Source organism: uncultured Pseudoflavonifractor sp. (genome assembly GCF_944387805.1).
Classification (GTDB): Bacteria; Bacillota; Clostridia; order Oscillospirales; family Oscillospiraceae; genus Pseudoflavonifractor.
Window position 1 is genome coordinate 1 of sequence record NZ_CALXGI010000006.1, and the last position, 13,974, is coordinate 13,974.

Here is a 13,974-nt window from a genome sequence, read left to right on the forward strand (position 1 = left end):
TTCGGCAAGGTTTTCGCATTGCGAAAACGCTTGGACGCGCCCCCGGCGCGGCTCGCTCCCGCTCGCAGGGCAAGCGGCCGTTACCTTATTCCGTGTCCAGCTCCGCCAGCTTCTCCAGCGCCCGCTTGGACAGCTCGGCGTTCTTGTTCCGCTTGTCCCCACGAAATTATAATTTCGTGGGGGCCCCTTGATTCCATCTCCTCGGGGCGAGTGAATCGCCCCTTCGGCAAGGTTTTCGCATTGCGAAAACGCTTGGACGCGCCCCCGGCGCGGCTCGCTCCCGCTCGCAGGGCAAGCGGTCGTTACCTTACTCCGTGTCCAGCTCCGCCAGCTTCTCCAGCGCCCGCCTGGACAGCTCGGCGTTCTTGTTCCGCTTGCCCTTCACCTTATAGCCCAGGGGCGGGATGATGCCGAAATTCACGTTCATGGGCTGGAAGTCGGTGACGCTCTCGTTGCTGATATACAGCGCCAGGGCGCCGGTGGCGGTCTCCTGGGGAAAATCCACGGGCGGCAGGCCACGCAGGCGGCGGGACAGCTCCAGCGCCGCCAGGAAGCCGGAGGCGGTGGACTCCACATAGCCCTCCACGCCGGTAATCTGTCCGGCAAAGCAGATGCGGGGGTCCTTCTTCACCCGGTAATACCGGTCCAGCAGGCGGGGGGAATCCAGGTAGGTATTGCGGTGCATGACCCCGTAGCGGACGAACTCGGCGTTCTTCAGGGCGGGAATCATGGAGAACACCCGCTTCTGCTCAGGCCACTTCAGGTGGGTCTGGAAGCCCACCAGGTTATAGATGGTGCCGTCGGCGTTGTCCTTGCGCAGCTGCACCACTGCAAAGGGCTCCCTACCCGTCCTGGGGTCCTTCAGGCCCCGGGGCTTGAGGGGGCCGTAGCACAGGGTGTCGTGGCCCCGGCGGGCCATGACCTCCACGGGCATGCAGCCCTCAAACACGTTCCTGTCCTCAAAGCCGTGGACCTCCGCCTCCTGGGCGGCGCACAGCTCGGTCCAGAAGGCCTCGTACTCCTCGGCAGTGAGGGGGCAGTTGATATAGTCCGGGGTGCCCTTGTCGTACCGGGAGGCAAAGAAGGCGCTGTCCATGTCCACGCTCTCAAAGGTCACCAGGGGCGCGGCGGCGTCGAAGAAGTTCAGGTAGCGGCTCTCGGGGAAAAATGCCTTGATGTCCTCGGCCAGGGCGTCCGAAGTCAGCGGCCCGGAGGCCACAATGACCTGCCCCTCCGCCGGAAGGTGCTCCACCTCCCCCTCCACTACGGTAATCAGGGGGTGGCTGCGGATTTTCTCTGTAACGGCCTGGGCAAAGCCGTGGCGGTCCACCGCCAGGGCGCCCCCCGCCTCCACCCGGTGCTCATCGGCACAGGACAGAATCAGGGAGCCCATGCGGCGCAGCTCCTCCTTCAGCAGGCCCACCGCGTTCTCCAGCTGGTCGGACCGCAGGGAGTTGGAGCACACCAGCTCGCCAAACCAGGGCGTGTGGTGGGCGGGGGTCATCTTCTCCGGCTTCATCTCCCGCAGCTCCACCGGGATGCCCCGCTGCGCCAGCTGCCACGCGGCCTCGGACCCGGCCAGGCCCGCGCCGATTACAATCACTGGTTCCATCGTATCTCCTTTGTATCGCAAGAGGGCAGGGGCGGGCGCTTCCCCGCCCCTGCCCCAGGGTTATTCCTCGGTCTTGGCGGCCTTCCTGGCCGCCGTCTTTTTCGTGGTGGTCTTCTTCGCCGCAGGCTTCTTCTCGGCTGCCTTCTTGGCAGCCGTCTTTTTCTCCGCAGGCTTCTTGGCCGCCGTCTTCTTGGCGGCGGTCTTTTTGGCCTTCTCCTCTCCCTCGGCAGGAGCGGCCTCAGCCGCGCCCTCGGCGGCGGGCTTCTTCTTGTAGCCCCGCTGATCCTCAGGCAGGAAGTTGGGGCACTCAGGGTTGATGCAGAAGGGCTTCTTAAAGCCTCTGCCCGACTTCTTGAACATCGTATGGCCGCAGGAAGGACAGTTGTCCTTCACCGGCACATCCCAGGTCATAAAATCGCACTTCACGCCGTTGCGGCCGGAGTTGTTCTCGCAGCCGTAGTAAGCAAAGCCCCGCTTGGAAGTCTTTTTCAGAATCCGTCCGCCGCACTTGGGGCAGCGGCCGGGCATCTCAATCACAATGGGCTGGGTATGGTCGCACTCGGGCCAGCCGGGGCAGGCCAGGAAGCGGCCGAACCGGCCCGACTTGATGACCAGGTTCCGGCCGCACTTGGGACAGATCTCCTCAGACACCTCGTCGGGCACCTTGATGCGCTCGCCGTCCAGGTCCTTTTCCGCCTGCCGGAGCTCCTTCTCAAAGCCGCCGTAGAAGCTGCTGATGAGCTCCCGCCAGTTGACCTTGCCAGTCTCCACCTCATCCAGCTGCTCCTCCATGTGGGCGGTGAAGGCGGTGTCCACAATGTCGGGGAACTTGTCCTTCATCAGGTCAGTGACCACCTCACCAAGAGGAGTGGTGCGCAGGTACTTGCCCTCCTTCACCACATACTCCCGGTCCAGAATGGTGGACACAGTGGGAGCGTAGGTGGAAGGGCGGCCGATCCCCTTCTCTTCCAGTGCCTTAATGAGGGTGGCCTCGGTGTACCGGGCGGGGGGCTGAGTGAAGTGCTGGTCCCGGTTCAGCTTCCGCAGGTCCAGGGACTCCCCTTCCTTCAGGTCGGGCAGCGGGGACTGAAACTCGTCCTCCTCCTCGTCCTTGCCCTCCACGTACACCGCCATATAGCCGGAGAATTTGATGGCCGAGTGGTTTGCCCGGAAGGTGTATCCGGCGGACTCCACGTCAATGGTCACGCTGTCGTACACAGCGGCGGCCATCTGGCAGGCCAGGAAACGGCTCCAAATCAGCTTGTAGAGCCGGTACTGCTCACTGGTCAGATCCTTCTTCACGTCCTCGGGGGTCAGGTTCACGTCGGAGGGGCGGATGGCCTCGTGGGCGTCCTGCGCGCCCGATTTGGCCTTGTAAACCCGCGCCTTGCCCGGATAGTACTCCTGGCCGTAACGGCCCAGGATAAAGCTTCTGGCGGCCGCAGTGGCCTCGTCAGACAGGCGCAGGGAGTCGGTTCTCATATAGGTGATGAGACCCACGGTGCCCTCTCCCGCGATGTCCACGCCCTCATAGAGCTGCTGGGCAATGGACATGGTCCGCCGGGGGGTCATGTTCAGCTTGCGGGAGGCCTCCTGCTGGAGGGTGGAGGTGGTGAAGGGGGGCGCGGGGTTGCGCTGCTTGTCCTGCCGCTTCACACCCCGGACGGTAAAGGGGGCGTGCTCTACGGCGGACGCCACCGCGTTGACCTCCTCCGCGCTGTGGAGCTCCATCTTCTTCTCACGGCCGTAGAAGGCGGCCTTGAACTTACCCGCCGCGGGGGCGATGCGCTCCAGCTCAGCCTCCAGCGTCCAGTACTCCTCGGGCTTAAAGTCCCGGATTTCCCGCTCCCGTTCAGCCACCAGCCGGGTGGCCACGGACTGAACCCGGCCCGCGCTCAGGCCCCGGCGGATCTTCTTCCACAGCAGGGGGGAAATCTGATAGCCCACAATGCGGTCCAGCACCCGGCGGGCCTGCTGGGCGTCCACCAGGTCCATATCAATGGCCCGGGGGTGGGCGATGGACTCGTTGACCACCTTCTTGGTGATTTCATTAAAGGTAACCCGGTGGGTTCGCTCGTCGGGCAGCCCCAGCAGCTCCTTCAGATGCCAGGAGATGGCCTCGCCTTCCCGGTCCGGGTCGGTGGCCAGGAAGATCTGGTCGCTCTTCTTGGCGGCCTTCTTCAGGTCGTCGATGACCTCTTCCTTGCCTTTGATGGGCTGATAGTCCAGAGTGAAGCCATGTTCCACGTCCACGCCCAGCTTGCTCTTGGGCAGGTCGCGCACGTGGCCCATCGACGCCTTCACCTGATACCCAGGGCCCAGGTATTTCGTAATGGTCTTGGCCTTGGCCGGTGACTCCACGATAACCAGATTTGTCTTTGCCACGATATACCTCCAAAAGAGGAGCGGCCGCTCCACCAGGCCCGGCTCCCCTCGCTTATTCTCGCTTTAGTCTCACGGTGCTCTCAAAGCGCCTGCCCGCCTTCTCCTCCACATATCCGCGGATTTGCAGCATGGTCAGGGCGCTGGACACCCTGCGGGCAGGAATCTGGGTCAGTTCCACCAGGTCGTCTGTCCGCAGCGCCCGCCCCTCCAGGGCCAGAAGAATGTCCCGCTCATCGTCGGTAAATCCTCCTTCCCCATCTTGTAAGGTAATATATGCCATTTTTTCAAGGTTGTCAACCGTTTCAGCCGCGGCGGCCCGGGTCTGATCCGGCTCCGGCAGAGGCGCGGGCGTCTCCAGCCGTTCTGCCTCCTCCTGAGCCGGGAGAGGCTCGGGACGGCTTACCCGTCCCGGCAGCAGATACTCATACTCACACAAAATGTCCCAGCCGGACATGATCAGCTTGGCCTCGCCCCGCTGAATCAGCAGATTGGTGCCCCGGCTCATGGGCGCGTCGGCATTACCGGGCACCGCAAAGGCATCCCGTCCCTGATCCAGGGCCAGGCGCATCGTGATCAGAGTTCCGCTGTGCTCCTCCGCCTCCACGGCGGCCACGCCCAGGGACAATCCACTGATGATCCGGTTGCGGACGGGAAAATGGTCGCCCTTGTTTTCTGTCCCCGGCGGGTACTCGGAGATGAGAGCCCCGGCTGCCGCCACGTCCTCATAGAGCCAGCGGTTTTCCGCCGGGTAGACCACGTCAATTCCGCCGCCCAGCACGGACACCACACTGCCGCCGCCCTTGAGGGCGCCCCGGAGGGCTGCCGCATCCAGGCCCCGGGCAATCCCGGAGACCACCAGCGCGCCCCCTCTTGCCAGGTCCATGCCCAGCCGCCCCGCCATGATTTTCCCGTACTCCGAGGGACGCCGGCTGCCCACCACACCGATGGTCACCAGCTCGTCAAAGGGGAACAGCTTTCCCCTCACATAGAGCAGGCAAGGCGGATTTGTAATCTGCCGGAGCCGCTCCGGGTACTCTGCGTCCTGGATGGTGAGAATGCGGATGCCCAGCCGGTCGCACTCGGCCAGGATACGCTCGGTCCCATCCATGCTCTTGTCCAGCAGGGACTTCTGCTGCCACTCATTGAGACCGAACAGGCGGTATTCCTCCCGGTCGGCAAAGTAGGCTGCCTCCGGCGTGCCGAAATGATCCAGCAGCTGGAAGGTCTGAAGGGGCGTAAGTCCCCGCCGCGTGGTGAGCCAAATCCAATATTTCAGCGCTGCCACAGCCATCCCCTCCTATTCTCTTACCGGCACATCTCCCACAGTACAATCCCTGCCGCCATAGCTGCATTCAGGGATTCACAGCGCGTCCGCATGGGGATTTTGATTGTCCTCCGGCACAGGGCCAGGGCCTCCTCCGAGATGCCCCTGCCTTCGCTGCCAATCACCACAGCCGACCGTTTCAGGTCCACCTCCCGCACGTCCGCCGTATCTGCCCGAAGGGCAGTTGCATAGAGCGGGATACCCGCCCCGTCCAGCAGTGCCCGGACCGTCTCTAATTCCGTCTCCCAGGCGGGCAGGCGGAAGCAGGCTCCCATCGTCGCCCGGATGGTCTTGGGACTCCAGGGGTCGGCGCAGCCGTTGACCAGCAGCAGGCCGTCGGCGCCGAAGGCGTCGGCGGTGCGCCAGATGGTGCCCAGATTTCCCGGGTCCTGCACTCCGTCCAGCACCAGGTAACGCCCGCCGGACAGCTTGTCCGGCGGCGCGAGCGCCGGAGTGCGGCACACCGCCAGCAGCCCCTGAGGTGTCTCCACCGAGGAGACCGCTCGGAGCAGGCTGTCAGGCACCTCCACTTGACGGGTCCTGCCAGTCAGGCTTTGGGGCACGGAACAGCCCTCCGCCGCCAGAATGGTTTCCACATCAGCCCCCCACTTTAGGGCCTCTTCAATCAGCTTCGGCCCCTCGCAGACAAACGCGCCCTCTTCCCGCCGCTGGGCGCGGCTGTGCGCCAGCTTTTTGATCCGGACCATCAGGGGATTCTGCCGGCTGGTGATGTGCTCCATAGGGGGCCTCCTTCTCTCTGCTGCCTGACCCTTACAGGTCGTGCAGACGGTTGATGTCCTCGTTCCGGCCCAGGGTGACCACCGCGTCCTTGCCCTCCAGAACGTAGTCGCCGCCGGGAGCCACGGTCAGCTGACCGGTGCTTCCCCTGCGGACGGCGATAATATTGACATGGTACCTGGCCCGGACGTCCAGATCCCGAATGGATCGGTGCTGCCAGCTCTTGGGGATCTCCAGTTCCACAATACCAAAGTCCTCGGACAGCTCAATAAAGTTGAGCACGCTGGAGCTGGACAGCCCCTGGGCCAGCTTGACGCCCATCTCATGTTCGGGGAACACCACCCGGTCGGCGCCAATTTTCTCCAGCACCTTCCGGTGGACATGGCTCTGGGCCTTGCAGATGACCCGCTTGACGCCAATCTCCTTCAGATTCAGCGTAATCAGAGCGCTGTTGCCCACGTCGTCGCCCACAGCCACAATGGCGCAGTCGTAATTGCGCACACCCAGGGCACGGAGCACGGCGGGATCCCGTGCATCGCCGGCCACGGCATGGGTAACCCGGTCGGCCACCTGCTGTATGCCTTCCTCGCTGGCATCAATGGCCAGCACCTCGTGCCCCAGCTCACAAAGCTCAGTGGCCACGGCAGTGCCGAAACGTCCCAGTCCAATAACAACAAAAGTCTTCATGATAATTCACCTTTCTCCGCTGTTGGCGGATGCAGAATCGACGGCTCTATCTGCCGTCAGCCGATCATAACGTCCAGATTCGGATATTTGATTTTTGCCGGATAGCGGCTCCTGGTCAGGAATGCCATGGAGAAGGTAAGAACACCGATACGGCCCAGATACATCAGGCAGATAAGAATCACGTGAGAAACAGGACTCAGGGAAGGCGTAATGCCCACGGTCACGCCCACCGTGCCCAGTGCCGACGCTGTTTCAAAGGCGGCATGAAGATAGGGTACCCCATCCGCCAGAGAGATCAGAATGGAGCCTGTCATAAACAGGAATACGATGATCAGCGCCAGTGTCATGGCGTCGATGACCTTTCGGTAAGAGATGGCCCGCCCCCGGATGGTCACCTGCTCCCGGCCGGCCAGATTGGCCCGCAGGCTCAGCAGCAGCAGCGCCGCCGTCACCGTCTTCAGTCCGCCGGCTGTGGAGCCCGAGGATCCGCCGATCAGCATCAGGACGCAGGAGACCACAATGGAGCTGTCCTGCAGACCGCCCTGATTAAAGGATGCAAAGCCCGCCGTACGCAGCGTCACAGATTGGAACATCGCGTTGAGCACCTTCTGGGGCAGCGGCATGGCTCCAAAGGTGGCGGGGTTGTTGTACTCCACGCACAGGAAGAACACAGCGCCGCAAATCAGCAGCCCGGCAGTAATGGTGAGCACCATTTTCGTGTAAAAGGAAAAGCCTTTCCATCTTTTGACCCGAAGCATATCCTCCCATACGAAAAAGCCCAGACCGCCGGATACAATCAGCACCATAATCGTGCCCAGCACCAGCGGATCGTTGTTGTACCCTTCCATACTTGTAAAGGCGCCGAACTTTCCACCTACCAAATCGAATCCGGCGTTGCAGAAGGCGGAAATGGCGTGGAAAATTCCCCGCCAGATGCCGCCCAGAAGGCCAAACTGAGGAATAAACCGGGTAGAGAGCACCACTGCGCCGATACCCTCCATGGTGAATGTCACCATCAGCGCATGACGTACCACCCGGACCACGCCGTCCATGTCGTTCAGGTTCAGCGTGGATGCTATGATCAGCCGCTCAGACAAGCCGATACGGCGGCGCAGCAGCAGTGAGAACAGCGACAGCACGGTCATAAAGCCCAGGCCGCCCACCTGTATCAGCAGAATGATGACCACCTGTCCAAAGAAGGTCCAGCTCATCCCCGTATCCACCGGGACAAGTCCGGTCACGCAGGTGGCGGAAGTGGCGGTGAACAGGCTGGTAAGAAATCCGGCGCTCTGGCCGTTCTGGGATGCAATGGGCAGCATCAGCAGCAGCGTTCCCAGCAGAATAATGATAGCGAAGCTCCCAGCCACCATGCGGGTGGCATTCATACTCTTCCTCCGGATCAGCATGTCTCTGAACCAGATACCGATATATTTTTTCAAACTAACGCCTCCACAGTATAGCGGGGGCGTGATTCGTTCCGCCATTTTCCCCGTTTTACGCAGAACAGCATACCGAAGGGATGGATCTCCTCCGGTATGCTGTTTGTAAGATTAGTCCAGGGGCTTCATGGTGGGGAACAGAATCACGTCCCGGATGGTATCAGAGTTGGTAAGCATCATGACACAGCGGTCAATGCCAATGCCCAGGCCGCCCGTGGGCGGCATGCCGTACTCCAGGGCATTGAGGAAGTCCTCGTCCATCATGCCGGCCTCGTCGTCGCCCTTGTCCCGCAGCTCCACCTGCTTCTGGAAGCGCTGGCGCTGGTCAATGGGGTCGTTGAGCTCGGAGAAGGCGTTGCCCATCTCACTGTGGCAGATAAACAGCTCAAACCGCTCGGTGAGCCGGGGGTCCTTGGGGGAACGCTTCGCCAGAGGGGACACGTCCACGGGGTGCATGGTGATGAAGGTGGGCTGAATCAGCTTCTCCTCTACACGCTGGTCAAACACCTCGTACAGGGCATTGCCCCAAGTTTTATCAGCGGTCTCAGGCAGCTCCACGCCGATGGACTTGGCGGCCGCCACAGCCTCCTCATCAGAAGTGATGGCCATAAAGTCCAGGCCGGTGTACTGCTTCACCGCCTCGTGCATGGGCATCCGGGGCCAGCCAGGAGTCAGATCGAGCTTCTCGCCCTGCCACTCCACCTCGTAGGTGCCCAGAATCTTCTGGGCGGCGGAGGACAGCAGGTCCTCAAACAGATCCATCATGTCGTTGAAATCGGCAAAGGCCTGATAGAGCTCCACCGTGGTGAACTCGGGGTTGTGCTTGGGATCCATGCCCTCATTGCGGAAAATACGGCCCAGCTCGTATACCCGGTCCATGCCGCCCACAATCAGCCGCTTCAGGGGCAGCTCGGTGGCGATGCGCATGTACATATCAATGTCCAGGGTGTTGTGGTGGGTGATGAAGGGCCGGGCGGTGGCGCCGCCGGAGATGGTGTTGAGCACAGGGGTCTCAACCTCCATATAACCCCGGTTGTCCAGGAACTCCCGGACGTGCTTAATGAACCGGGAGCGCACCACAAAGGCCTGGCGCACCTCGGGGTTGACAATCAGGTCCACATACCGCTGGCGGTAACGGGTCTCCTTGTCGGTCAGGCCGTGGAACTTCTCAGGCAGGGGCCGGAGGGACTTGGAGAGCAGAGTGACCTGCCTGGCCTTGACGGAGATCTCGCCCCGCTTGGTGCGGAAGGCCTCTCCTTCCACGCCCACAATGTCGCCGATGTCCACCTTTTTGAACCGGGCGAAGGGCTCCTCTCCCAGCTCGTCAATGCGGACGTACAGCTGAATGCGGCCCTGGACGTCCTGCAGGTCGCAGAACATGGCCTTGCCCATGCCGCGCTTGGACATGAGGCGGCCAGCAACGGAGACCGTCTGTCCCTCCATCGTCTCAAAGTTGTCCTTGATCTCCTGGGAGTGGGCGGTCACGCTGTACTTGGTCTGCTGGAAGGGGTCCATTCCTGCGTCCTGCAGGTCCTTCAGCTTGTCCCGGCGAACCTGGAGAAGCTCCGAAAGGGACTGCTCCTCCTGGCGGGGGGCGTTGGTATTCTCTGTCATACTCCTTGCTCCTTATCTTGTTGCCGGATAATCCCGGCTTCTCTTATGTTGTTCCGCTGGGGGCCGCGCCCCAGCTTACTTGCTGATCTCCAGCACCTTGTAGTGCATGGTGCCCGCAGGCGCCTCCACCACCACGTCATCGCCCACGCTCTTGCCCAGCAGGGCCCGGCCAAAGGGGGAGTCCTCGGAGATGCGGCCGTTCATGGGGTCAGCCTCCTGAGAGCCCACCACCTCATACTCCAGCTCCTGGTTGAGCTTCACATTCAGCACCTTGATCTGGCTGCCCAGGCGGACCGTCTTCCCGTCGTGGTTATCTTCCTCAATAACCACGCAGTTCTCCAGGATGTTCTCTACCTCGGCAATCCGGGAGTAGAGCTTGCCCTGCTCGTTCTTGGCCTCATCGTACTCGCTGTTCTCGCTCAGATCGCCGAAGGAGCGGGCCTCCTTAATCTGATCGGCCACCTCTTTCTCCCGGACCGTCTTCAGATAGACCAGTTCATCTTTCAACGCCTTCCAGCGCTCAGGGCTGAGCTTGAATTCCTTCGCCATATTGCTGCGCACACCTTTCCGTTTCAAACAAATTTCATTCAACCGTGAAGGGGCCGGCGCCGGCAGCCGGTCGGTCCCTATTTTTGCGTATAATAAAAGACCCACTATCTCGCAATAGTGACGTTACGTATTATATGTAGTTTGTCTGGTTCTGTCAAGGGCCTTTCCGCTCCGAAATCCCCCCGGCCGCCATCTTTTCTTCCTGCTCCCGGACAATCTGCGGCGGCTGGGACAGGCAGCCGGCCTCCCACAGGGCGGCTGTCAGCGGCAGCGGCGCAAACCCCTCCGGGATAGCCCCGGCCGGCCGCAGCGTCAACCCCAGCAGGTCCGGCGCCGGGCCGTGGAGCACCAGGGCGGGACAATTCGGCCTTCTGCCTGAGACAGGTGAAAATTCTACAATCAGATCCGGACGTTCCCGCTCCAGCACCGGGAGGCCATACTCCCGGCGCAGGTAGTCCGCCAGCTCTGACCCGCCGCCGGGCACATCCACTTCCACGCCCCACACGCGGGCACACAGCGCCGCTGCCGCCTGGAAGAGCGGGCGGGACACCCGGCCGCCGCGCAGCGCCACCACAGCCCGCCCCGGCGGATGCAGCCTCTCCAGCGCCGCCAGTGCCAGGGGAGCCGCCAGTGCCTGGCACATGGGGCCCGGGTCGACACCCCGCAGCCCCTGGGCATCCAGCAGATCCCAGTACGGAAAGTCCGGCCCGGTCAGCACCCGGCAGATGCCTCCCTCCCTCAATCTCCTGGCGGCCCGCTCCACACGCCGCGCCAGCCGCTTCTCCCGCCGCCCGCCGGTGCCCGGCACCAGCGCCCGCGCCAGCGCCAGGCCCATAATCTCCGTCTGCTCCAGGATGGTCTTTCGGCCCCTCTCCCCTGTCAGCGCCATATAACCCAGCATGTTCCGCTCCCCCGCCGCTCCTGTATTGGGGCGGCGCAGCCGCCGCTCCGGTCAGGGCAGTATATTCCTCCCTCTCGGCTTCCATGCCACAGAAAAGCCCGGAGGCCATCCCAGGCGGGACAGTCTCCGGGCTCTATCAATCTCATCCATTTGATTGCGTCCTGCCCAGCAGCTCCAGCGCGGCCTGAAGCTGAGCGTCCTCCTCGTAAGGAAGCCGGCCCGCCTGCAGAAGCTGACCCTCCTCCTCAGAGAGGTACACCTCCCGGTCCAGGGTAACGCCGGTTCCAATGAGCGAGATGCCGTTGCCGGTAAAGTATTTCTCGGTGGAGATGCCCAGCCCTCCGCCGCTGGGCAACGGGAAGGTTTGCTGGGAGTAGCCCTTGCCGGAGGTGGGTTCTCCCACGATGACCCCCACCCCCTGCTCCTGCAGCTCGGCGCCAAAGAACTCGGCAGCAGAGTAAGTACTTGCGTTGACCAGGGTGGCCATGGGCAGGTCAATGCAGTGACTGTCCGAGTTGGTTACAGTCTCATTGCCCTCCCGATCCTGCTGGCGGAAAATGGGGCCCTCGGGCAGCAGATAGTCCAGCATCTCGGTAAGCTCGTCCAGGTAGCCGCCGCCGTTGTTGCGCATGTCAAACACCAGCGCCGTGGCCCCCTGAGCCACCAGGTCATCCACCGCCTCCTTCACCCGGTCGGCGCTGCGGCGATAGAAGTTCTTCACCTGGATATAGCCTGCGCCGCTCTCCAGCAGCTCATACTCCACCGGGTCGGTCTCCATCTGGGCCCGGGTTGTGGTCACGGTACGCACCGCGCCGTCGGCCCCTTGAATCTCCAGCTCCACGCTGGTGCCTGCCTCGCCCTGAATCAGGTCTGCGCCGTCGTATCGGGCGTCACCGGCCAAAGAGGTGCCGTCCACGGCGATGATAATGTCTCCCACCTGAAGGCCGGCCTGGTCAGCGGGTCCGTCCTCCGTGACGCCGATGACGGTGAGGCCCTCCTCACTGGTATAGTTGACGGTCACGCCAATGCCGGTATACATGTTCTGCCGGCGCTGCTGCGTGGCGGCGTAGCTCTCCGGATCCAGATAGTAGGACCAGCGGTCATTCAGCGCCGACACCATGCCGGCCATGGCCGCGTCCACCACATCGCTCTCCTCATACTCACCCACAAAGCGGGTGTTGATCAGTGTCAGCCCCTCCAGCAGAGTAAGGGCCTGCGGACCGATAAGCGCCCAGGCCGCCAGGGCAACGCCGCCCAAGGCGACAGCCAGGGTAATCACCACGGCCAGAATCAGGGCCAGGGGGGAAAATCGCTTTTTTCTCATTGGGATGCTTCCTTTCCAGGCAGAGTTTGTACGGCTGCTTTATCAAAGGCGGGAGCGGGCAGGGGGTGTCTCCCCCGCCCGCTCCCGTCTTTCATGCATTCTTTGGTTATCAGGTATTGTACTGGCGATAGAAGGGCAGGTCGGGCCAGTACTGCTCCGGGTCCACCCGTGTGCCGTTGACCCGGATTTCCAGGTGCAGGTGGTTGCCGGTGGAATTGCCCGTGGAGCCCACATAGCCGATGATATCGCCCTGACTGACCACATCGCCCACTCTGGCCGCCCGGCTGCTCATGTGGGCGTAGAGACTGGTGGTGCCGTCGCCATGACTGATGACCACATAGTTTCCATAAGAGCTGCCGTACTCCGAGATGGTGACCACGCCGCTCTTCACCGCCTTGATGGGCGTGCCGTAGGGCGCGGCGATATCCGTGCCGGTGTGGCTGTGGGGCCGGCCGGTGATGGGATGGATCCGGTAGCCAAAGGCGGAGGTCAGGGTCATGCAGCTGGTGGGCAGCGGATAGAGCCAGCCGTTGCTGACGGTAAACTGGATCTGGTTCTGCCGGATCAGCTCCTCCAGCTCCGCCTCCTTCTGGGCAATCGCGTCGTTGACCCGCGCCTCTTCGGCGGCCTGGGCCTCCAGCAGGCGCTCATACTCGGCCACGTCGCTCTCCAGGTTCTTCAGCACCTGGGCTGCCTCCTCCACCTTGACGGCCTGATCCGCCCGCTGTTGGTCCAGCAGAGTTTTCTGATTGGCCTGCTCGGTACGGGAGCTCTCCAGCGCGGTAAGGGCGTCGGCCACCGCCTGGCGGTCCGCCTTGAGCTGCTCAATCACCGCGTTGTCGTAGTCCATCACGTCCTGAACAAAGACCAGCTTGTCCAGCATGTCGGAAAAGCTGCTGGCGTTGAAGAGAATGGCCCAGTAAGAGACGTTGCCCGCCTCCTCCATGGCCCGCACCCGCTGGCAGAAGAGCTCATACTGGGCCTCTTCCTTGGCCTGGGCCTCAGCCAGATTGGCGGTCTCCTGCTCGATGAGCTGGTCGTAGTAGGCAATCTGGCTCTCCGTGTTGGCGATTTGCTGGTCGATGTAGGCCAGCTCCTGGTCCCGGAGCTGCTTCTCCTGCATGGCCTTGTCCTTCTGGCCCTGGACCTGCTCCAGCTGGCTCTGCAGCTCCTCCTTTTTGCTCTCCACGTCGGAGGCGCTGCCCTTCAGGTCCTCAATCTGCTGCCGGAGTTCATCTTCGGTCACGGCCCGCGCCGCAGGCATGGCCATGGTTAGAATAGGCAGGAGCAAAAGGAGCACCATTGTGCAGGCCAGGACTGCCATCAGAATTCTTCTGGCGTCCCACACCTTTTTCTTTCCTGACCTCTGGTTTTGCTGTTTCTTTGCCATGAGTATCTCCT

At 62.4% G+C, this 13,974-nt stretch carries 11 protein-coding genes; all 11 read right to left on the minus strand.

Annotated elements, in window-relative coordinates:
- Window positions 1-307 precede the first annotated feature (307 nt).
- The 11 genes from trmFO to Q0K06_RS02825 all read right to left on the minus strand — a co-directional run bounded on the left by trmFO (window position 308) and on the right by Q0K06_RS02825 (window position 13,963).
- Window positions 308-1,612: a methylenetetrahydrofolate--tRNA-(uracil(54)-C(5))-methyltransferase (FADH(2)-oxidizing) TrmFO gene (gene trmFO / locus Q0K06_RS02775; RefSeq protein WP_294548296.1), complete on the minus strand. Its 1,305-nt coding sequence runs from the start codon at window positions 1,610-1,612 to the stop codon at window positions 308-310.
- A 60-nt stretch (window positions 1,613-1,672) separates the two neighbouring features.
- Entirely contained in the window at window positions 1,673-3,997 is a 2,325-nt protein-coding gene (topA, locus tag Q0K06_RS02780) for a type I DNA topoisomerase (protein WP_294548298.1), read from the minus strand.
- 52 nt (window positions 3,998-4,049) lie between these two features.
- Window positions 4,050-5,282: a DNA-processing protein DprA gene (dprA, locus tag Q0K06_RS02785; protein ID WP_294548300.1), complete on the minus strand. Its 1,233-nt coding sequence runs from the start codon at window positions 5,280-5,282 to the stop codon at window positions 4,050-4,052.
- A gap of 20 nt (window positions 5,283-5,302) precedes the next feature.
- Window positions 5,303-6,061 carry an RNA methyltransferase gene (locus Q0K06_RS02790; protein WP_294548302.1) on the minus strand — a complete coding sequence of 253 codons (759 nt, stop codon included), beginning with the start codon at window positions 6,059-6,061 and terminating at the stop codon, window positions 5,303-5,305.
- A gap of 31 nt (window positions 6,062-6,092) precedes the next feature.
- Window positions 6,093-6,746: a TrkA family potassium uptake protein gene (locus tag Q0K06_RS02795; RefSeq protein WP_294548305.1), complete on the minus strand. Its 654-nt coding sequence runs from the start codon at window positions 6,744-6,746 to the stop codon at window positions 6,093-6,095.
- Window positions 6,747-6,802: 56 nt separating this feature from the next.
- Window positions 6,803-8,152, minus strand: coding sequence for a potassium transporter TrkG (locus tag Q0K06_RS02800; protein WP_294548519.1), 1,350 nt, complete (start codon window positions 8,150-8,152; stop codon window positions 6,803-6,805).
- Window positions 8,153-8,296: 144 nt separating this feature from the next.
- The gene (gene lysS, locus Q0K06_RS02805; protein ID WP_294548308.1) at window positions 8,297-9,799 is read right to left on the minus strand and encodes a lysine--tRNA ligase; all 1,503 of its coding nucleotides are present in this window, start codon (window positions 9,797-9,799) and stop codon (window positions 8,297-8,299) included.
- 75 nt (window positions 9,800-9,874) lie between these two features.
- Entirely contained in the window at window positions 9,875-10,348 is a 474-nt protein-coding gene (greA, locus tag Q0K06_RS02810) for a transcription elongation factor GreA (RefSeq protein WP_294548311.1), read from the minus strand.
- Window positions 10,349-10,502: 154 nt separating this feature from the next.
- The gene (locus Q0K06_RS02815) at window positions 10,503-11,249 is read right to left on the minus strand and encodes a hypothetical protein (RefSeq protein WP_294548313.1); all 747 of its coding nucleotides are present in this window, start codon (window positions 11,247-11,249) and stop codon (window positions 10,503-10,505) included.
- A 142-nt stretch (window positions 11,250-11,391) separates the two neighbouring features.
- Window positions 11,392-12,573 (minus strand): S41 family peptidase, encoded by a 1,182-nt coding sequence (locus tag Q0K06_RS02820; protein ID WP_294548315.1) that lies wholly within the window; start codon window positions 12,571-12,573, stop codon window positions 11,392-11,394.
- A 109-nt stretch (window positions 12,574-12,682) separates the two neighbouring features.
- Complete coding sequence (locus Q0K06_RS02825; RefSeq protein ID WP_294548317.1) at window positions 12,683-13,963, minus strand: M23 family metallopeptidase; 1,281 nt, start codon at window positions 13,961-13,963, stop codon at window positions 12,683-12,685.
- Window positions 13,964-13,974: the final 11 nt, after the last annotated feature.

What these genes read in the sequence shown, in the direction of transcription:
- trmFO (WP_294548296.1), bottom strand. Translation starts at nt 1,612, where the DNA reads ATGGAACCAGTGATTGTAATCGGCGCGGGCCTGGCCGGGTCCGAGGCC.
- Q0K06_RS02790 (WP_294548302.1), bottom strand. Translation starts at nt 6,061, where the DNA reads ATGGAGCACATCACCAGCCGGCAGAATCCCCTGATGGTCCGGATCAAA.
- Q0K06_RS02795 (WP_294548305.1), bottom strand. Translation starts at nt 6,746, where the DNA reads ATGAAGACTTTTGTTGTTATTGGACTGGGACGTTTCGGCACTGCCGTG.
- Q0K06_RS02800 (WP_294548519.1), bottom strand. Translation starts at nt 8,152, where the DNA reads ATGCTGATCCGGAGGAAGAGTATGAATGCCACCCGCATGGTGGCTGGG.
- lysS (WP_294548308.1), bottom strand. Translation starts at nt 9,799, where the DNA reads ATGACAGAGAATACCAACGCCCCCCGCCAGGAGGAGCAGTCCCTTTCG.
- greA (WP_294548311.1), bottom strand. Translation starts at nt 10,348, where the DNA reads ATGGCGAAGGAATTCAAGCTCAGCCCTGAGCGCTGGAAGGCGTTGAAA.
- Q0K06_RS02815 (WP_294548313.1), bottom strand. Translation starts at nt 11,249, where the DNA reads ATGCTGGGTTATATGGCGCTGACAGGGGAGAGGGGCCGAAAGACCATC.
- Q0K06_RS02820 (WP_294548315.1), bottom strand. Translation starts at nt 12,573, where the DNA reads ATGAGAAAAAAGCGATTTTCCCCCCTGGCCCTGATTCTGGCCGTGGTG.
- Q0K06_RS02825 (WP_294548317.1), bottom strand. Translation starts at nt 13,963, where the DNA reads ATGGCAAAGAAACAGCAAAACCAGAGGTCAGGAAAGAAAAAGGTGTGG.